Here is a 21,473-nt window from a genome sequence, read left to right as displayed (position 1 = left end):
TTATATACTTTTATTTACTATTTATCTGTAGCTCACATTTAGTTTTTATATAGATTTAAACAATGAAATGTATCGAGTACTGATTACCAATTGCAAGATACATTTATTTTAAACGTTGTGTAGGTTTTAGTTATTTGAGTATTCACATTCATAATCACTGGCTTTTTAGCATGGTGATTTTATGATAAGCTAGCCAACTATTTTTTAATTTTATCAAACAAGGTTTTTTAAAAATATGTCCTTACCAATGATTGTCACCTTTACTATATACATTTTAGGCATGATTATGATTGGCTATTTTGCGTTTCGATCAACACAGAATTTTGGTGATTATATTTTAGGTGGGCGCCGTATTGGTAGTGTTGTGACAGCACTTTCAGCTGGCGCTTCAGATATGAGTGGTTGGTTGTTAATGGGGCTACCTGGTGCGGTTTATTTGTTTGGTATTTCTCAAAGTTGGACTGCAATTGGATTGATTATTGGCGCCTATTTGAATTGGTTACTGATCGCTGGACGATTACGTGTTTTTACGGAAATCAATCATAATTCATTAACTTTACCCGATTATTTTGCTCGTCGATTTGATGATAAAAGTTCTTTACTTCGCATCATTTCTGCGGTGATTATTCTTATCTTTTTTACTATTTATTGTGCTTCCGGTGTGGTTGCTGGCGCAAAATTATTCGAAAGTACATTTGGTATGAGTTATGGCTGGGCAATGTTAGCAGGTGCCGGTGCAACAATTATCTATACGTTTATTGGTGGTTTTTTAGCTGTAAGTTGGACTGATACTATTCAAGCCAGCTTAATGATGTTTGCACTTATTCTAACCCCAATCATGGTTATAGTGAATGCTGGTGGGCTTTCTGATGCATTGGCATATATTGAATCGCTCAATCCTGATTATACCAATTTATTTGCTCACATGGATTTTATCGCCATAATTTCATTATTAGGCTGGGGGCTTGGGTATTTTGGGCAACCACATATTTTAGCCAGATTTATGGCTGCTGATTCACACGAAGTAATGAAAAATGCGCGTCGAATTAGTATGACTTGGATGATTTTATGTTTAGTCGGAGCCATTACGGTTGGCTTTTTTGGTATTGCCTTTTTTGCTCATCATCCCGATTTAGCTTATTTGATTGACAATGGTAAACATGAACGTATTTTTATTGAACTGTCAAAATTACTGTTTAATCCTTGGATTGCAGGCATCCTGTTGGCCGCTATTTTAGCTGCAGTAATGAGCACATTAAGTTGCCAGCTATTAGTTTGCTCAAGCGCTATAACAGAAGATTTTTACCGAGCCTTCTTTAGACCAAAGGCGAAGCAACAAGAGTTGGTATGGGTTGGTAGAGTAATGGTGTTACTAGTTTCAGTTATTGCGATTTTATTAGCTATTAATCCAAATAATAGCGTACTTGATTTAGTGAGCCATGCTTGGGCTGGATTTGGTGCGGCGTTTGGTCCTATAATCATATTTTCTGTTTTTTGGTCACGTATGACGCGTAATGGTGCACTAGCTGGAATGATAACGGGTACAATAACTGTGTTGTTATGGATTAATTTCAATTGGTTTAATCTTTATTCGCTTATTCCTGGATTTTTATTTGCTTCTATAGCTATTGTTGTTTTTAGTTATTTTGATAAAAAGCCAAATGAAATAGTGGCAGATCATTTTGAACAAGCGTATAAACGTTATCATAACAAAACAAAATAAATTTTATTTAAACTAGAATATAAATGTAATAAATTTAATAGGTAAAATATCATGACAAAAAATGTGATCAAACAACTACAAGAACGTGGACTGATTGCTCAGCTTACCGATGAAAAAGCACTAATAGAACAAATTGAAAAAAATCCTATTGCGCTTTATTGTGGTTTTGATCCAACAGCCGATAGTTTGCATCTCGGTCATTTAGTCCCCTTACTTTGTTTAAAACGCTTTCAATTAGCTGGACATAAACCTGTGGCTTTAGTTGGTGGGGCGACCGGATTAATTGGTGATCCGAGTTTTAAGGCGGTAGAGCGTAAACTTAATACTGAGGAGACAGTTGTTGAGTGGAGTGAAAAAATTAAACAACAGGTCTCTCCATTTTTAGATTTTAATTGTGGTGAAAATTCGGCAATTGTGGCTAATAACTACGACTGGTTTAGTCGCATGAATGTGCTGACATTTTTACGTGATGTTGGTAAGTATTTTTCAGTAAATGCGATGATTAACAAAGAGTCAGTTAAGCAACGTATCGATCGTGATGAGGTGGGTATTTCGTTTACCGAATTTTCTTATAGCTTATTGCAATCTTATGATTTTGCTTGTTTGAATAAATCGCATGATGTTGTTTTACAAATTGGTGGCTCTGATCAATGGGGTAACATTACTGCAGGTATTGATTTAACACGTCGCTTACATCAAAAACAAGTTTATGGTTTGACTGTGCCTTTAATTACTAAATCAGATGGTACTAAGTTTGGTAAAACTGAAAGTGGTGCGGTATGGTTAGATCCGAAAAAGACAAGCCCGTATAAATTCTATCAGTTCTGGATTAACACTGCAGATGCTGATGTTTATCGATTCTTAAAGTTCTTCACATTTATGCCGTTAAATGAAATTGATGCATTGGAAGAAGAAGATAAAAACAGTGGTGTTGCGCCTCGTGCTCAATATGTACTTGCGGAACAAGTTACTCGCTTAGTTCATGGTGAAGAAGGGCTTATAGCGGCAAAACGCATTACTGAAAGCCTATTCTCTGGCAAATTAACTGATTTGTCTGAAACTGACTTTGAACAATTAGCTCAAGATGGTATGCCAACATTAGCCGCTGAGGGTGATATTGATTTACAACAAGCAATCGTTAATGCGGAGTTTGCTCCATCAAGAGGGCAAGCAAGAACGATGATTGAATCTAATGCCATTTCAATTAATGGGGAACGTAATACAACAATAGATTACCATTTTGCAGATAGTGATAAGCTTTTTAATCGTTATACTTTACTTCGTCGTGGTAAAAAATATTATTGCTTGTTAATTTGGAGCTAAATTCATGAAAAATATTTTATCGATTCAGTCACATGTTGTATTTGGTCATGCAGGAAATAGTGCTGCTGTATTTCCTATGCGTCGATTAGGGGTAAATGTTTGGCCTTTAAACACCGTACAATTTTCTAATCATACTCAATATCGTCAATGGACTGGAACGATAATGTCTGCATCTCATTTAACCGAGATTGCTGATGGAATTAATGAAATTGATGAATTGAAGCGTTGTGATGCGGTATTAAGTGGATATATGGGATCACCAGAGCAAGGCAATGCCATTATAGAGATTGTAAAAAAAGTAAAAGCAGTTAACCCTAATGCGATTTATCTTTGCGATCCTGTAATGGGTCATCCAGAAAAAGGTTGCTTTGTTGCATCAGGCGTATCAGAGTTTTTATGTAATACAGCATTGCCAATGGCAGATATGATAGCACCAAATATTTTGGAGCTTGAAGAGCTAAATGGTAAACAGCGTATTCATAACGTTGATGAAGCCATTTTAGTTTGTCGAGAGTTGTGTAAAAAAGGACCTAAAGCCATCTTGGTTAAACATTTAAGCCGTGCTGGGTATAAAAATGATCGTTTTGAAATGTTACTTGTGACTAAAGATGATGCATGGCATATTGATCGCCCATTAGTTGATTTCGGTGTAAGACAGCCGGTTGGTGTTGGCGATATGACAAGCGGACTATTTTTAGCGAATATTTTACTTGGAAAATCATTGGTTGAAGCCTTAGAACATACTACCTCAGCGGTGTATGCGGTTATGCTTGAAACCTTAAAACAAGATGAATATGAATTACAATTAGTTGCAGCCCAAAATGAAATCGAAAAACCAACACAATGGTTTAATGCAAAAAGAATTGATTAATTATAAAAATATGTAAAAATGGAATTAGCTAACAGTTAGTATTAAATTTATGAGGGGATAATGGACGATATTTCATTAGGAGTGATGCTCGCTGATTTACGAGAACAAATGGGATTAACTCAAGATGATATTGCCAATAAAATACATGTGCGAAAGGCAGTGATTGTAGATATCGAAAATGACCAGTTGCCTTATTCCCCTCCTGTTTTCATAAAAGGTTATATTCGTTCTTATGCTGAAATTGTCGGTTTGTCAGTTGAACAGTATCAACCTTATCTCGATGAATTAATTAAACAATATAAGACTCAACAAAAGAAAATCCAAACGCAAATGTTTATAACGAAAAAACAAGGAAAGGCTCCTTTTATCTTTATCGGTATATTTATTCTGCTTTGTGCGTGTGGTATCAGTTTATATTATGTTAATAAAGATAATAAAAGTAATCTTATTGAAGTAAGTCATTATATTTCTCCATCTCCCTCTAAGCATGTTAATAGTTAGCAAATTTTCTTATTCTCATACAGACATTTGTCTTAAATCTTGTTAAGATTGCTGGCTAGTTATTTTGTAATATGGTTAAACATGTATGAGTCATCAAGATTCACCAATATTTAGACGAGAATCTACCCGAATTTATGTCGGCAATGTTCCTATTGGTGACGGTGCGCCAATAGCAGTTCAATCAATGACAAATACTCGTACCACTGATGTAGAAAAAACGGTAGCTCAAATTCAAGCGCTTGAACGTGTTGGTGTAGATATTGTACGTGTTTCCATTCCTACGATGGATGCAGCCGAAGCGTTTAAATTTATTAAACAGGCAACAAAAGTTCCGCTCATTGCTGATATTCATTTTGATTATCGTATAGCTTTAAAAGTTGCAGAATATGGCGTTGATTGTTTAAGAATTAATCCCGGTAATATAGGTAATGAGTCAAGAATTCGTGCCGTTGTCGATTGTGCGAAAGATAAAAACATCCCAATACGTATTGGGGTGAATTCGGGATCGCTTGAAAAAGATATTCAAGAAAAATATGGCGAGCCCACTCCAAAAGCGATTGTTGAATCAGCAATGCGTCATGTTGATATACTTGACAGGCTTAATTTTGATCAGTTTAAAGTTAGTGTAAAAGCATCTGATGTGTTTACTGCAGTTGACGCTTATCGATTGTTAGCTAAACAAATTAAGCAGCCATTACACTTGGGTATAACTGAGGCAGGCGGTGTTCGTAGCGGTGCGATTAAATCGGCTATTGGATTAGGATTATTGCTATCAGAAGGGATTGGCGATACACTCCGAGTATCCCTAGCTGCTGATCCTACAGAAGAAGTTAAAGTTGGTTTTGATATCTTAAAATCGCTGCGTATACGGTCTCGTGGTATTAATTTTATTGCGTGTCCAACCTGTTCGCGCCAAGAGTTTGATGTGATTAATACCGTCAATGCATTAGAGCAGCGATTAGAAGATATTATTACACCAATGGATGTGTCAATTATTGGTTGTGTGGTTAACGGTCCGGGCGAAGCGTTAGCTTCAACCATGGGGGTTGCTGGCGGTCATAATAAAAGTGGTTTTTATGAAGATGGTGTGCGTATTGGCCGTATTGATAATGAACAAATGATTGATGAATTAGAAGCTAAAATTCGTGCGAAAGCATTAATATTGAAAAACCGAATTGCAGCAACTGAATTATAATTTGATTAGATAGCGAATAAATAAATGACAGAGAAAAAGATTCAATCTATACGAGGGATGAACGATTTACTCCCAACAGATAGTGCAAGTTGGCAACATATTGAAAAAATCGTTAAAGGTGTATTGAACAGTTATGGCTATAACGAAATTAGAACACCCATTGTTGAAGATACTGCGTTATTTAAGCGGGCTGTCGGTGAAGTGACCGATATTGTTGAAAAAGAGATGTACACATTCAATGACCGTAATGATGAAAGTATTACCTTACGTCCAGAGATTACCGCAGGTTGTGTTCGGGCTGGCATTGAACACGGCCTTTTTTATAATCAAGAACAACGCCTTTGGTATTTAGGACCGGCTTTTCGTTACGAAAAACCACAAAAAGGACGCTATCGTCAATTTCATCAATTTGGGGTTGAAGTATTTGGCCTTGAAGGGCCCAATATTGACGCTGAACTTATTTTATTAACGGCTCGTTTTTGGAAAGCTTTGGGTATTGAACAGCATACCTCTCTTGAGCTTAATTCAATTGGTTCTCTTGAGGCTAGAGCCAATTATCGAAATGCGTTAGTTGCCTTTCTTGAACAACATAAAGATAAATTGGATGAAGACTGTTTACGTAGAATGTATACTAATCCATTGCGTGTACTTGATTCAAAGAATCCAGTTGTGCAAGAGTTACTCAACCAAGCGCCAAAATTGTTTGATTATTTAGATGAAGAGTCCAAAGCCCACTTTGAAGGCTTGTGTCGATTATTGGATAATGCCGGAATAAAATATAATATTAATCAAAGATTAGTTCGTGGATTAGATTATTATAATCGTACAGTTTTTGAATGGGTAACTAGCAGTTTAGGTGCACAAGGCACTGTTTGTGGTGGTGGTCGTTATAATGGTCTTGTGAGCCAACTTGGTGGGCAACCAACACCAGCAGTGGGTTTTGCAATGGGTGTTGAACGTTTAGTGTTATTAGTTCAAGCGGTTAATCCATCATTCAATCACGATAATTCGATTGATATTTATATGATCTCATCTGGTGATGAAAAGACAATTGCAGCTGCACAAGATGTTGCAGAGCAATTGCGCGATGGCTTACCTGATTGGCGAATTATGACAAATTATGGTAGTAGTAATTTTAAGAAACAATTTACCAAGGCAGATAAATTAGGTGCTAAAATAGCTGTTATTATTGGTGAAAATGAATTAGCTAATCAGTCAGTAATGATTAAAAATTTACAAACAGGCGAACAAGTAGAAGTTGCACAAAAAGACGCTGTTCAAACTTGCTTGTCGATTAAGTAAAAGAAATAGGAGAAAAACGTGAGTCATCAGTTATCGAGTGAAGAACAACTTGAAGATATAAAAGGCTTTTTTGCTAATACTTGGAAAATTATGGTTGCGGTTCTTGTAATCGGATTATTGGCCTTTTATGGCTGGCGTTATTGGCAATCATATAAGGCTGAAAAAGCGATTGAATCATCAGATAAGTATGAACAGTTAATTGCTCAATTAGATGATAATCAACCAGATTCTGTTAATGAATTAGTCTCTTTTGCTAAAGACAACGATACTATTTATAGTGTGTTTGCTAATTTGCGTGCTGCAAAATTTTATATTGAAGTATTAAAAGATTATCCTGGTGCGCAAGCATTATTGGTTAATGCATTAAAGCAAACTGATTCAGAACCGGTTAAAGCGATTACCAATATTCGTATAGCGCGCTTACAGTATCAACAAGGGCTATATCAAGAAAGCTTAACATCGCTAGGCAATGTAACCAGTGAAAGTTGGGGTGCTGTCATTAACGATCTCCGTGGTGATGTGTTAGTAAAAATGACTCGCTATGCTGATGCAGTGGGTGCCTATAACGTTGCTTTAACTTTTTCTCCAACCAAAGATTTAGAAGAAAGCATTAAAATGAAGTTGAACCAAACTGAATATTTAAACGCAAAGCAACAAGCTGAACAAGAAGCTCAAGCAGCTAGAGAAAAGGCAGAGCAAGAAGCTCAGGCAAAAAAAGCTGCATCTGAAGAAAGTAAAAATTAATTTATCCTGTAATAAGGGGCTATACAATGAGGTTATCAAAATATCTTTTTACTGGTGTTTTTGTGTTTTCACTTGCTGGGTGCTCTTTATTCGGTGGGGAAGAAGAAATTGTACAAATTTCACCGTCACCAACAGTAAACAATAAATTCCCGATTCAACAAGTGTGGAAAAATAGTACTGCTGGTAATACTCATATTTATTCATTATTAGGTCCGATTAATTATGATAATGTTATTTACGTAGCAAGTCGTAGTGGTCAAGTTAAAGCAATTGATTTAGCAAGCGGTAATACTATATGGAATGTAAATTTATCTAAAAGTACGCTTTTTAGCACTAAGACTGCACTATTTTCTGGTGGCGTGAGTGTCGATGATAAATATGTGTACGTAGGTAGTGAGCGGGCTGTTGTGTATGCGTTAGATCGTTGCGATGGTAACGTGGTGTGGGAAAAAGTAGTAAAAGGTGAAGTGCTCGCACGCCCAGTACCTTCTGAAGACAAATTGATAATTCATACTGCAAATGGCATTCTTCAAGGTCTTAATCGTGATACAGGTGATTATTTGTGGGATGTTTCTTTCGACGTTCCCGCACTGTCGCTAAGAGGCAACTCTACACCGACTATCGCTCATGGTGCAGCTATTGTTGGCGATGATAATGGTCGAGTAAATGCTTACTTTATTAATGACGGCCAATTAATTTGGCAGCAACGTATTTCACAGCCATCAGGCTCTAATGAAATTGCAAAACTCAATGATGTTGATTCTACTCCCGTAGTTGAAGGCAATTTAGTTTATTCCTCTGGTTATAATGGTAGTTTAGTTGCACTTGATTTAAGTAATGGTCAGACTGTTTGGCGAAAAGAGCTTGGTTCTATTCATAACTTTGCGGTTGATACTAATCGGTTATTTGTTATTGACCAAAACGATAAGGTTCAAGCTATTGATAAGAACGGTGGTGGTGAACTGTGGACTCAATCAAACTTTGTACATCGCCAGTTAACTGATCCGGTCATCTATCAGAATTATATTGTGTTTGGTGATTTTGAAGGTTACCTATATTGGCTAAATGCTGAAAATGGTGAACTTGCAGCTAAAACACAAGTGAGCAGTAGTGGATTAATATCTAAACCATTAGTTGTGGACAATAAATTAATCGTTCAAGTCAAAAATGGTGATATTTACGCTTTTACAATGAATTAAAGTAATTTAGAGAAAAATCATGGTACCTGTTGTAGCACTTGTTGGTCGTCCAAATGTTGGAAAGTCGACTTTATTTAATCGGTTAACGCGAACCCGAGATGCCTTAGTAGCTGACTTTCCTGGATTAACTCGTGATCGCAAATATGGACGAGCAGAAATTAAGGGCCAAGAATATATCTTGATTGATACTGGCGGTATTGATGGAACAGAAGATGGGGTTGAAAGCTTTATGGCTGAGCAATCCCTGCAAGCCATAGAAGAAGCGGATATTGTTCTTTTCTTGGTTGATGCCAGAGCTGGTGCCATGCCTGCCGATCATGCTATTGCTAAGCATTTACGCTCACGTCAAAAAGCCACTTTTTTAGTGGCTAATAAAATTGATGGTATTGATGCGGATACTGCAATTTCTGATTTTTACGGCTTAGGATTGGGCGAAATTCATCCCATTGCAGCTAGCCATGGTCGAGGCGTAAGCTCGTTAATTGAAACGGTATTAGATCCTATTTTTCAGTTTGATAATAACGAAGAAAGTGATTTTGAGAATAAAGAACAATTTGAAGACTTAACTGAATCTTGCGATGATTTTGTCGATGAAACAGAATCTCTTATTAATCAACCCATCAAAGTTGCTATTGTGGGTCGACCCAATGTAGGTAAGTCAACACTAACTAATCGAATTTTAGGTGAGGAACGAGTCGTTGTATATGATATGCCAGGCACTACGCGTGATAGCATCTATATACCAATGACACGCGATGAACGTGAGTATATCTTGATTGATACCGCGGGTGTACGTAAACGTGGCAAAGTCACCGAAACCGTTGAAAAATTTTCTGTCATTAAAACCTTACAAGCCATTGAAGATGCTAATGTTGCCATTTTAGTTATAGATGCCCGTGAAGGTATATCCGATCAAGACTTATCATTACTGGGTTTTATTATTAATAGTGGGCGCTCACTTGTTATAGCTGTTAATAAATGGGATGGCTTGTCACAAGATATCAAAGAGCAAGTGAAAACAACACTAGATGATAGATTAGATTTTATTGATTTTGCTCGTGTTCACTTTATTTCTGCTTTGCATGGTAGTGGAGTTGGTAACTTATTTGATTCAATACAAGAAGCATATGATTGCGCAACGCGCCGTGTCAACACCGCCTTATTGACTAAGATTATGCAAATGGCACAAGACGATCATCAGCCACCTTTGGTGCGAGGACGCCGCGTTAAATTAAAATATGCGCACGCGGGTGGCTACAATCCACCAATTGTTGTGATTCACGGTAATCAAGTAGAAGATCTACCTGATTCTTATAAACGCTATTTAATGAACTATTTTAGACGCTCACTAAAAATTATGGGCTCACCAATTCGAATTCAGTTTAAAGAAGGAGCAAACCCATTTGAAGGGAGAAAAAATAGTTTAACCGCATCACAGCAACGCAAACGTCGTCGATTGATGAAACATGTTAGAGGTCGAAAATAATTTATGTCTCAAATAAAGAGAAGTGATGGTGGACAAGAAGGTCTTTGCCCAAAGTGTCATCATAAAATGAGTGTTGTTTCGCCTCAACATTTTAATTGTCTTCATTGCAAGCAACATTATTTTGAACAATATATTTGCCCAACTTGTCTGCAAAAAGCGCAGATGATTAAGGGTTGCGGGTCGGTGAACTATATTTGCCCAACTGATGGTTTAATCTCCAGCAGTAAGGTGATATTTCATTATTTACCAGAATAGAAGATATTATCTATATTAAAGCCATAAGAGGTTATTTTATGCGAATTATTTTATTAGGCGCACCAGGAGCAGGAAAGGGAACCCAAGCACAATTTATTATGCAAAAATATGAAATTCCCCAAATTTCAACTGGTGATATGTTGCGTGCAGCAGTAAAAGCAGGTACAGCGCTTGGTTTGCAAGCAAAAGAATTAATGGATGCAGGTAAATTGGTTACTGATGAACTTGTTATTGCATTAGTGAAAGAGCGTATTGCGCAAAGCGATTGTGCTAATGGCTTTTTATTAGATGGTTTTCCTCGAACTGTTCCTCAGGCTGATGCTATGAAAGCGGCCGGTATTAAAGTTGATTATGTGCTTGAATTCGATGTACCAGACGCTGTCATTATTGATCGTATGAGTGGGCGCCGTATTCATGCTGCTTCAGGTCGTGTTTATCATGTTCGTCATAATCCACCGAAAGTTGAAAATGTGGATGATGTGACTGGGGAGCCCCTCACTATTCGCAAAGATGATAATGAAGAAATCGTTCGTAAACGTCTTGTTGAATATCATGATTTGACTAAACCACTCATTAATTATTATCAACATGAAGCAAAAGAAGGACACACACAGTATTTCCGTGTTGATGGAACACAGCCTGTAGCTGAAGTAACAAAAGAATTAGCTAAAATTTTAGGATAATTTATTATCTATTAGAAGCGCAATCTCTTGCGCTTTTTTTATTTCCAACAGATTAATCTCGCCCTCATACAGCAATGAACTAAAAATAGAGCCATTATAAACATGGTCTAAAAATTTTCAGGGAAGTTACTGATTTTATTATATTTTTTAAGTAGATTTTTGTTCTAACCAAGGACAGATTCTTTACCTAAAAATTATTCAGGTAGCGTATTGATTTTATTTTATTTTTTAAGATAGAGAGCCTTAACCATAACAGCAAGACCCTATTTTTCGCAATACGTAAAATGCTATAAGACCATTCTTACAATATCGATTTCGCCTAATTCTTTATAAAGATTTTCGACCTGCTCAATATGCGTGGCATTAATGGTAATTGATACAGAATGATAATTACCTTTACTACTTGGTTTGATTGATGGTGTATAATCACCAGGTGCATGGCGTTGAATAACTGATACCACTTTGTCTACAAGCTCAGGTTTTGCTTCTCCCATTACTTTATAAGTAAAAGAACATGGGAACTCTAATAACTCATTTAATTTTGTTTTTTGCATAATTTTATTTTTCTCATTTAATAGGTTCAATGTATTGGTATCAAGAATGATTACTATATATAGGCTGTTTATCACTCTTCAAGTAATGAACAATAAACATCGCTTTTTAAAGTATATATTTTGAGCTATGATAAGAAAATTCTAACATAGTGAAATAAGCGTTTTTTACTATTTTTACCAATAAGGCTAAAACAATATGTCATCTAACTCCAAAAATAAAGAACCTTTTGGCACATTATTAGGTTATGCCCCGGGTGGGGTTGCTATTTATTCATCTGATTATGAAACTTTAGAACCAAAGCAATATCCTAATGATGCATCATTTCGTAGCTATTCTGGTTATGAATATATGGGATATAAATGGCAATGCGTTGAATTTGCAAGGCGATTTTTATTTTTAAACTATGGCATTGTCTTTACCGATGTTGGAATGGCGCATGAAATTTTTTCACTGCGATTTCTGAGGAAAGTGGTTAACGAAGCGATTTTACCTTTGCAAGCGTTTGCTAACGGAAGCAAAAAAATGCCTCAAGCCGGCGCATTACTTGTTTGGGATGACGCTGGATTTTTTGACCGTACAGGACATGTAGCAATCATTACTGAAGTATTTAAAGATAAAGTACGGATAGCTGAACAAAATGTAATACATACACGTTTACCTATTGGACAGCATTGGACACGTGAACTTAAAATGACAGTGACTAATGACGGTTATCAATTACATGACACGTTTGATGATACGAAAATCTTAGGTTGGATGATTCAAACTGAAAAAACTGAATATAGTTTACCCCAACCTAAAATTTCTAAGTCGTTACTTGAAATCCATAGTGCTCATATTGAAAATCAAGGTCAATTTGCTAAAAAATGGCTAGATGAATCAGATCCATTAGAAAGTGCATATGTAGCAGCGACAGGTCATGCAATAAGCCACGATGATCACTACCGCTACTTTACTATTTCTGAAAGTGCCGAACAAGAACTCATCCGCGCAACCAATGAATTACATTTAATGTATTTGCATGCTACCGACAAGGTATTAATGGATGATAATTTATTACTTAATTTTAATATTCCAGAAATATTATGGCCAAGATTAAGGCTTTCGTGGCAGCAACGCCGTTATCAAATGATTACAGGGCGATTAGATTTTTGTATGGATGAGCGTGGCTTTAAAGTCTATGAATATAATGCTGATTCGGCTTCTTGCCATACTGAAGCTGGCCACATTTTACAAAAATGGGCAATTCAAGCTGGACTAAATATTGGTACTAATCCCAGCGGTGGCTTACTCAATTCTTTAGCTAACTGTTGGATGCATAGTGACGCTCAACCTTTTGTTCATATCATGCAAGATAATGATAGTGAGGAAAATTACCATGCGTTATTTATGCAAACAGCACTTACTCAGGCGGGATTTAGTAGCAAAATTTTACGAGGACTTACTGGACTAAAATGGGATAAACGAGGGCGGCTTGTAGATGATGAAGACCGCCAAGTAACTTGTGTTTGGAAAACATGGGCATGGGAAACCGTGCTCGATCAACTTCGTGAAGAAAGCGAAGCACAAATTGCGGGGTTACCAATTCGTACGTGGCATCCTGATAATTCGGTAAGATTAATCGATGTGCTTTTACGACCTGAGGTATCTGTTTTTGAACCTTTATGGACTGTTATTCCAAGTAATAAAGCTATCTTGCCTGTATTATGGTCTTTATTTCCAAATCACCGTTATTTATTAGAATCAACTTTCGAGCTCACTGACAGCCTAATTAAAAAAGGGTATGCGATTAAACCTATAGCTGGGCGCCGTGGCAGTGATATTCAGTTAGTGAGTAATAAAGATCAGATCCTTGATAAAACAGTAGGGCGATTTGCTAAACAAGAAAACATTTACCAAGAACTATGGTGCTTACCAAAAGTCGAAGATCGTTATCTACAGTTATGTACTTTTACTGTTGGTGGACATTATGGTGGAACTTGTTTACGTTCCGATCCTTCTTTAGTTATCAAAGGTGAAAGCGATATGCAACCATTACGTGTATTGACGGATGATGTGTTTTTAAAATAATTTTGTAAAAAAGTTTTAGGAAAGTAGATGTTTTAGTATAAAACTAGCACACATTATTAGTGTAATAGTTAATTTAATAACTTGTATAAACCTAATATTGATTGCTATCTAAGGTTTATGCAAGTGGTGCTATTTATAACACCACTTATCACAAAAATGATTAAAAACTCATGATATCCATATCAATTACAATAATAGCGTTTTCTGTTAAACTTATTTTTGTTGCGTAAAAGTGCTGAGAAATAAAATAATAGAAAGGAACATATGGCAAATACATTACTTCGAAGCGGTGATATCAAAGATTTTAAAATACTGGGGCATGATGGTAAAGCTGCTTATTTAGTTGCAGCTCAAATCCGTGAAATGTTTAGAGTTAAATTAGGCAAACAATATGCCGATTATTTAGCTATTCCGCAACGCAATGATCACGGTAATATTATCGATTGGTATATTCCTTTTGATTCAAATCAGCCTGATGGGCAATATGATATTGTCCCTTGGACTTCAGCTAGTGAATCTGAGCAACAGTCAGCGCTGGTTTTACTGAAAGAGTTTGAACATAAAGTGATGAATTTCGGCAAACAACTCGCCAGTCATCCTAATTTAGAAGGCGATCAACTGCTTTTTAGCCGTCTTATTTATGATCCCAAAAATAATGTTGATAGTGCCGAACCTAATTTGATGGCAATACGTTTTCCAAGTAATCAATTTGTTTATATTGTTAACGGTAAACCGGTGATCACTTTCTGGGGATTTGTGTATCCGCACACCTCTCAGGCCAATTCTCCATTCTATAGTTTAGAAGCGCTAGAAAAAGTTGCACAAGCAGCAACGATTACTTCCGTGCAAACGCCTATCAATAATAGAGCATGGTGGAAGCGTTGGTGGATATGGTTACTGGGATTATTACCGTTATTGTTGCTTTTATTAGCCTTGTTTTTGTTACGCGGTTGTTGGTTAAAACCTGAGATATCGATTAATCCGAATGTATCTTTAGATAATAGCAATATTAATCAACCTGAAAAAGATGACAAACAGGATAAAAAAGCCACAGAACCAGAATTAAAAACTGAGCCAAGAGATGTGGTTGTTGATAATCGGTTGGGTGTCACGGGTAACGCCATACCAAATGGTACCATTTTAGACAATACAACTAGTACTCCGACTAATCCCGATGTAGCAAGTGATTCGGTTGATTATTCTGTAGCACCAAATAATGCAAATGAGGGGAATAATACTTCAAATCCAGATGCGCAAGATAATAAAAATGATCAAGTGACTCCGCCTGATATAGGTAAAACAGATGATAAAGATGAAAAATCAATGCCTAACGATCTTGATAAAAAAGATAATAAAGCGAATTCTAACGCTGCGGTTGATCAAACAAATAATTTAGCTTTACCAGCAGATGCAATCAAGCAAGGATCCACAAAATTCTTAGATGGCCAATGGTCTGCCAATGGCGGTATTCAAGATAAAGCCACAGGAAAACCGTTGCAATTAAGTTATAACTTTAAAGATGGTAATGGCGAAGTCACTATAACGCGTAGCGACGGTGTGAAATGTACGGGTAATGTTGGCACTGATATTAAAAATACTAATCTAGGTATAGCAGGTAATACAGAGGCTGTTTGTAGTGATAACACCAAATATCAATTACCCAAAATTCAATGCACACCAGGCAAAGATAATAAAGCCAATTGCCAAGGAATTTATAATAACGGGACTTCATTCCCGATAACGATGAAAAAACAATAAAGGTTGTATATGCTTCCAGAATTACGCAATTATGGTCAAGAAGTGACACTAATTATGAATAGTGGCATTCAGTTTCTTGATTTTGCACTTAAAATCGATTGGAAAGATAATCAATGGCGCAGTAAAGTTAATGGGGCTTTTATTGACCCATCAGAAAGTGGCGCACTCATCAAGTTGATTGAAGATGTGGAAAGTGGTCAATTTTTTACACCTGATAATTCAACATTTGCTGTCAAACCAACACAAGAAATTAGTGTTGATCAGTCGTTAAAATTATACGATGGTATTTGGTTACCTGTGCCTGTTTTGCGTTCAATACCGCCAGAGCGCTTTGACCAAGGACCGCATAATTGGAGCCGAGTTCGAATTGTTAGTATTCCTGAAGGTGAAGACCCTGATGGCAATACACATCGAATTACGTTTGCTTTTGATACAAAAGTATTTGCTAACTTACAAGATGTGGCTTACCTTGCTCCAACCGAAAATGATGTGAAGACTGGCGCAGTCTTTAGTTTAGCACATCGTTCAGCTCAGGTTTCATGGTATTTGGAGCTTAAATGGATAACCAGTTGGTTAATTGATCTCTTTCAAGAGCTGGCACCACAATCTGAGCGGTTAAAGATCCATAAAGATGATCTTAATCAAGAAATTAAAAACAAATCTTATTATGGGCACTACCTAAATATCATCCATTTACTTGCCGATTCATTGCAATTACCAGCAATTAAAATTGTGTCAAACAATAAAGATGATGTGGTGAAATCAATTCCTGTCGATATGATTTTAGATGTGGGTAATTCGCGCACTTGTGGGATTTTAATTGAAGATCATGCTCAAGATAAAGATAGTTTAAATCATCGTTATGAGCTTGAAATCCGTGATCTAACTCAGCCTGAGCATATCTATAATGAACCATTTGAAAGTCGAGTAGAATTTGCCCAAACTTTTTTTGGTAAGGAACATTTTTCTTTGCAAAGTGGACGACGCGATACTTTTCGTTGGCCAAGTATTGTCCGTGTTGGTCAAGAAGCAAGCCGACTTGCCAGTCGGCGTGAAGGCAATGAAGGCGCAACGGGACTTTCAAGCCCAAAACGTTATTTATGGGATCAAGATAAATATGAACAAGGATGGCGTTTTAACTCTCATTATGTAAAAAGCGATCATGAACCATTTGCAACAGCAGAACCTTTTTCTAGTTTAATTAATGAATATGGTGAAGCGTTGCATATTCTTAGCAATGATATTCAAGACGAGTATGATCGCAAAATGCCGGTTTTCCACCCAAAATACTCTCGCAGTTCTTTGATGACGTTTATGTTATGTGAAGTATTAATGCATGCATTAATGCAAATGAATAGTGTCGCTCAGCGTAATAAACTAGAGCATGCGAAAACACCACGTAATTTGCGTTCAATCATTTTAACGATTCCGCCAGCCATGCCAAAACCCGAACAAGCAATATTTAAAAGTTGCGTATATCAAGCCATCGGTTTGGTTTGGAAAAGCCTTGGTTGGGATAGTTCAGATGACAATATTGATTTTAATAATCCTGAACAAATAAAAAGTGTTTGGCCAAATATTCCTGAAGTTTATATCCAATGGGATGAAGCGACTTGTGGCCAAGTTGTGTATCTTTTTAACGAAACACAAAATAATTATAATGGTCGTAGTGAAGAATTTATTGCTTCAATGGTTCGCCCAACTAAAGCTAATAAACAAAAACTCACCATTGCAACAGTTGATATTGGTGGTGGCACAACGGATTTAGTGATTAACGATTATCAATTGGACTACGGCGTTAGCGGGCAAGCCAATAGTAGTAATGCCTATATTGTACCAACGCAGCGTTTTCGTGATGGATTCAAAGTGGCTGGCGATGATATTTTACTCGACATCATTCAAGACACCGTTTTAACGGCTTTAACAAATGGCTTAAAACAAGCTGGAATTGTTGATCCTAATCCTATTTTGTCCACAGTTATTGGCTCACAACAACTATCAGTTCAAGATGCGGTATTGCGCCAGCAACTTACCTTACAGCTATTTACACCAGTTGGATTAAAAATATTAAAAGCATACGAACTTTATGACCCATTACACGCAGAGCAACATGTCTATTGTTCTACTTTCGGTGAATTATTACAACACAATATGATGACTGATAACGTGCTTAATTTTATTAATGAACCGATTAAGCGCGCATTAAATAATCCTGATTTTTCAGTACTTGACTTAAGTATTGAGATTAATCTTAAACGTATTCATTATTTGTTTATTCGCGGCGATTATTACAATATTTGTAAAACTTTTGATGCGTTATCCGAAATTATTAGTTGTTATCAGTGTGATGTTCTTTTGTTAACTGGTCGTCCTTCGCGTTTACCCGGTATCCAAAGTTATTTTCGATCACGCTTATCCATGCCTGCTGGTCGAATTTTGCCTTTGCATGGTTATTATACTGGTGGTTGGTATCCTTTCCATAAACAAGAACGAATTGATGATCCTAAAACAACGGCCGCCGTGGGGGCGATGTTGTGCTTTTTAAGCAAGAATTTACGATTACCTAATTTCTATTTTAGATCCTCTAATATAGATTTATATTCAACCGTTAAGTACATTGGACTTTTAGATAATCTTAATATGATTAAAAAAGAAAATGTCTATTACCAAGATATTGATCTGGATAATCCTGATTATGATTTTCCTCATCTCTCATTTGAAATACGAGGCACCACAAGACTTGGTTTTAGGCAACTTGAAGTTGACCGTTGGCCAGCATCGCCTATCTATATTTTAACGATTGAAAGCAGTGAAGTGGCTAAGCGATTGAGCGCTGAAGGCGTCGTGCTAGAAGTAACTTTAGGCATAAAAAATAAACAAAAAACGGTCGAAAATTTTTATATTAAAGAGGTAAAAGCCTCAGATGGTCGAGCCTGTAATAAAAATCAGGATATTAAACTCAGTTTAAACACCATGGTTAACTCGGGGTTAATAAGTACGCAATATTGGCTTGATAGTGGAATGATAAAACGATGAAAAACTTAAACGAACAACTGCCTAAATCTTGGGATCAGGTCTATCAAGCATCTGCAAAGGCTATTGAGTGGGTGAATCAAACACGCCATTCATCTAAACGTTTAAATAGCGAAGCGGATAACTTAATTTTGGATTTGCGTCGGTTACGTAACAGCGCAAAACGATTGGGAGATGTATCAACGAAATCTGTTGCAGTTGGTTTTTTTGGATTATCACAGGCCGGTAAATCCTATTTAATTTCAGCACTTGCAGCTGGTGAGAATGGTAAGCTTGAAACGGTTGTCGATAATGAAGTGTTAGATTTTATTGACCATGTTAATCCCGTGGGTAGTGGCAAAGAGGCGACGGGGCTTGTTACTCGCTTTAGCCGGATTGCCAAAGGTGGCATACCTAACTATCCGTTAGAATTAAAATTGTTTAAAGAGATCGAAATTGTCAAAATTTTGATAAATGCTTATTTTAAAGATTTTGATCAGCAAAAAGTATCTAATAAAATCGAGTTTGCACCGTTAAATCAGACAATTCAACGTTTGGAAAATCAGAAACAAACTAATTATGTCGGTGGTGTTAGCGAGGATGATATTGTTGATCTTTACGATTATTTATCTGAAAACTTTGGTAACTCGCTTGAAGAATTAAAAGGGGGCTATTGGGAAAAAGTAACGCACCTGATTCCTTATTTATCAATAGTAGAGCGTGGCGAGCTGTTTTCTGTCTTATGGGGTGGAATTACTGAACTGACGATAATTTATACTCAATTGGCGACAACATTATCAAGTTTACACCATGCTGAAACTGTGTATGCGCCGCTTTCAGTATTAGTGAAAGAGAATAATGGCACCAAGTCACAAATTGACAGTATTATGAATGTCGATATTCTTGAGCGATTAAATACCGACAAAGATTCATCGATTACTATAACGCCGTTAAATAGTGAACCAACATCAATATCTTTAGCGCAATTGGCTTTTTTAACCGCCGAATTAATTTTCCCATTAGTCAATAAAACCAGAGTGCCAACTTTTGAAAATGTGGATTTACTTGATTTTCCTGGATATCGAGGGCGTTTAAATTTGATATCGATTTCAGATGTGAAAGAAGGCAACCCTATTGCTCAGCTTTTATTACGTGGTAAAGTTGCTTATCTTTTTGAAAAATATACTGATAGTCAAGAAATGAACGTGCTAGTTGTTTGCACTCCGTCAGATAAACAATCTGATGTTAATGATGTTGGTCCAGTACTTGAACGTTGGATCGATAAAACCCAAGGTGAAACAGCTGAAAAAAGAGCGACGAAAAAAGCCGGATTATTATGGGCAATTACCATGTTTGATAAACGCATTGGTACCTCATTAACTTTATCAGAAGACAATCTTAAAAATAGCTGGGGTAAAGGTGGGTTACTTCAGCAAACTATTTTAGAACGCTTTGGTAGTTACGATTGGTTAAGCAACTGGTCTAATGATCATCAATTTAATAATGTCTTTCTTGTGCGCAAACCGGGATTTGATGTACCGTTTTTAAATGTCGAGCCGAACACTTACCAAGAGCAATCTTATAATGAAAATTATCAAGATAAAATGAATGCATTAAGAAATACATTTGTGCAAAATAGTGATATCAAACAGTATGTGTTCCAGCCAGAAGAAGCATGGGATGCCATGTTAAAACTCAATGATGGTGGTATAGGGCGAATTAGCCAATACTTAGAACAAGTTGCTATTACTGAAGTCAAACAGCAACGAATTGTTGAACAACTTAATGAAAAAATTGAATATATTATTAATATGCGTTTTGATACTTGGTACCAAGCGGACAATGATGAAGAACTAGCCAAGAAAAAACAAATTATTGCTGATGTTGTTAAAGAGTTACAGAGCAAAGCACTATTATTAGGTGAGCTACTTAAAGCGTTTGAATTGCCAGATCAAACTATTAGAGCGCTTTATCATTCCAATACTGTCGAAAATGAAACGCAGCAAGCAGGTAATGATAATGTGTTAGATAATTTATCTAATGATTTTGGTTTAACTGCTAATTTTGAACTATTTTCTGATGTGAGTTCATCACCAACCACCAAACAAGTCGCTATATTATCGAATGAATCTAAGTTTGCAAAAACGGTTTTCTCGGCATGGTTAGAGCATTTAAGAAATCTTGTGCTAGATAAGCATATCTTGCAGTTTTTCGGTATCCATCAAAAATCGCTCTCTTTTATGGTAGAAGAATTGATTACTGCTGCAAATCGAATGAAACTTGAAGCAAGTTTAAGCGAACGCATTTTGAATAATGAAAACACAGGTAGTAAACGTGATGATCTAGAGTCTAGACAAGTCAGCACTATTCATACCTTACTGGCAGACTTTATTGCTTGGCTGGGTTTTATTCAAGGGCAAACAAGTGATATACCAATGAGCAAAGTTAATCAGGGGAAACCAATATTTTCTTCACCACTCAGCGAATTTAATGTGCAATCATCGCATTTATTACCAAAACTGGACGATAACACGAAAAATTACTCTCAGTATGCAATATTTGATTGGTTTATTGCCTTTGCTATGCTTGCGCAAGAAAATGTAGGGCATCATGCAGGACGCGAAATTAGCCAAGAACAAAATAGCCGATTGGGCGAAATTCTTGCTTTTTTCAAGCAATCGCAGATTAATTAAAATTAAATAACACAATATTGAATAAATAACAAAGTATAGTAGGAAAGTCTTTTTGAGCAAAAAGAGCTTTCCTATTCAATAGCACAGATAAACAATACTCACA

16 protein-coding genes are annotated in these 21,473 nt (G+C 36.5%); 15 read left to right on the top strand and 1 reads right to left on the bottom strand.

The window, feature by feature from the left end; translation table 11 throughout:
* Positions 1-235: 235 nt before the first annotated feature.
* The 11 genes from putP (at position 236) to adk (ending at position 11,282) form a co-directional block, all read left to right on the top strand.
* On the top strand, positions 236-1,723 hold the full coding sequence (gene putP, locus A9G23_RS05465) for a sodium/proline symporter PutP (protein WP_176700237.1): 1,488 nt from the start codon (positions 236-238) through the stop codon (positions 1,721-1,723).
* Positions 1,724-1,774: 51 nt separating this feature from the next.
* On the top strand, positions 1,775-3,046 hold the full coding sequence (gene tyrS, locus A9G23_RS05460; RefSeq protein ID WP_218058750.1) for a tyrosine--tRNA ligase: 1,272 nt from the start codon (positions 1,775-1,777) through the stop codon (positions 3,044-3,046).
* Between the two features lie 4 nt (positions 3,047-3,050).
* Positions 3,051-3,917, top strand: coding sequence for a pyridoxal kinase PdxY (gene pdxY, locus A9G23_RS05455; RefSeq protein WP_065586651.1), 867 nt, complete (start codon positions 3,051-3,053; stop codon positions 3,915-3,917).
* Between the two features lie 60 nt (positions 3,918-3,977).
* Positions 3,978-4,418, top strand: coding sequence for a helix-turn-helix domain-containing protein (locus A9G23_RS05450; RefSeq protein ID WP_065586650.1), 441 nt, complete (start codon positions 3,978-3,980; stop codon positions 4,416-4,418).
* A gap of 85 nt (positions 4,419-4,503) precedes the next feature.
* Positions 4,504-5,613 carry a flavodoxin-dependent (E)-4-hydroxy-3-methylbut-2-enyl-diphosphate synthase gene (gene ispG / locus A9G23_RS05445; protein ID WP_065586649.1) on the top strand — a complete coding sequence of 370 codons (1,110 nt, stop codon included), beginning with the start codon at positions 4,504-4,506 and terminating at the stop codon, positions 5,611-5,613.
* Between the two features lie 24 nt (positions 5,614-5,637).
* Positions 5,638-6,915: a histidine--tRNA ligase gene (gene hisS / locus A9G23_RS05440; protein ID WP_065586648.1), complete on the top strand. Its 1,278-nt coding sequence runs from the start codon at positions 5,638-5,640 to the stop codon at positions 6,913-6,915.
* An 18-nt stretch (positions 6,916-6,933) separates the two neighbouring features.
* Positions 6,934-7,659, top strand: coding sequence for a YfgM family protein (locus tag A9G23_RS05435; RefSeq protein ID WP_065586647.1), 726 nt, complete (start codon positions 6,934-6,936; stop codon positions 7,657-7,659).
* 26 nt (positions 7,660-7,685) lie between these two features.
* Entirely contained in the window at positions 7,686-8,858 is a 1,173-nt protein-coding gene (bamB, locus tag A9G23_RS05430) for an outer membrane protein assembly factor BamB (protein WP_065586646.1), read from the top strand.
* A gap of 19 nt (positions 8,859-8,877) precedes the next feature.
* Positions 8,878-10,344, top strand: a complete 1,467-nt coding sequence (der, locus tag A9G23_RS05425; protein ID WP_065586645.1) for a ribosome biogenesis GTPase Der — start codon at positions 8,878-8,880, stop codon at positions 10,342-10,344.
* Between the two features lie 3 nt (positions 10,345-10,347).
* A complete protein-coding gene (locus A9G23_RS11900) occupies positions 10,348-10,599 on the top strand; it encodes a YfgJ family double zinc ribbon protein (RefSeq protein WP_081296964.1) in 252 nt (83 codons plus the stop codon).
* 38 nt (positions 10,600-10,637) lie between these two features.
* Positions 10,638-11,282 carry an adenylate kinase gene (gene adk / locus A9G23_RS05420; protein WP_065586644.1) on the top strand — a complete coding sequence of 215 codons (645 nt, stop codon included), beginning with the start codon at positions 10,638-10,640 and terminating at the stop codon, positions 11,280-11,282.
* 287 nt (positions 11,283-11,569) lie between these two features.
* On the opposite strand, the gene ybeD is transcribed toward adk, so the two are convergent.
* Entirely contained in the window at positions 11,570-11,836 is a 267-nt protein-coding gene (gene ybeD / locus A9G23_RS05415; RefSeq protein ID WP_065586643.1) for a DUF493 family protein YbeD, read from the bottom strand.
* A gap of 196 nt (positions 11,837-12,032) precedes the next feature.
* Between ybeD and gss the strand changes: the two genes are divergently transcribed.
* The 4 genes from gss (at position 12,033) to A9G23_RS05395 (ending at position 21,370) form a co-directional block, all read left to right on the top strand.
* Positions 12,033-13,907 (top strand): bifunctional glutathionylspermidine amidase/synthase, encoded by a 1,875-nt coding sequence (gene gss, locus A9G23_RS05410; protein WP_065586642.1) that lies wholly within the window; start codon positions 12,033-12,035, stop codon positions 13,905-13,907.
* Positions 13,908-14,171: 264 nt separating this feature from the next.
* Positions 14,172-15,665 carry an SrfA family protein gene (locus A9G23_RS05405; RefSeq protein ID WP_065586641.1) on the top strand — a complete coding sequence of 498 codons (1,494 nt, stop codon included), beginning with the start codon at positions 14,172-14,174 and terminating at the stop codon, positions 15,663-15,665.
* A gap of 9 nt (positions 15,666-15,674) precedes the next feature.
* The gene (locus tag A9G23_RS05400) at positions 15,675-18,701 is read left to right on the top strand and encodes a virulence factor SrfB (RefSeq protein ID WP_065586640.1); all 3,027 of its coding nucleotides are present in this window, start codon (positions 15,675-15,677) and stop codon (positions 18,699-18,701) included.
* Positions 18,698-21,370: a putative virulence factor gene (locus A9G23_RS05395; RefSeq protein ID WP_065586639.1), complete on the top strand. Its 2,673-nt coding sequence runs from the start codon at positions 18,698-18,700 to the stop codon at positions 21,368-21,370. The genes A9G23_RS05400 and A9G23_RS05395 overlap by 4 nt, the downstream gene beginning before the upstream one ends.
* The last annotated feature ends 103 nt before the right edge of the window (positions 21,371-21,473 follow it).

It is taken from the genome of Gilliamella sp. App4-10 (assembly GCF_001690495.1).
In the GTDB taxonomy this organism is placed as follows: Bacteria; Pseudomonadota; Gammaproteobacteria; order Enterobacterales; family Orbaceae; genus Gilliamella; species Gilliamella apicola_G.
Note: the sequence above shows the minus strand (reverse complement) of the source record. Positions and strands in the feature narration are given on the sequence as shown.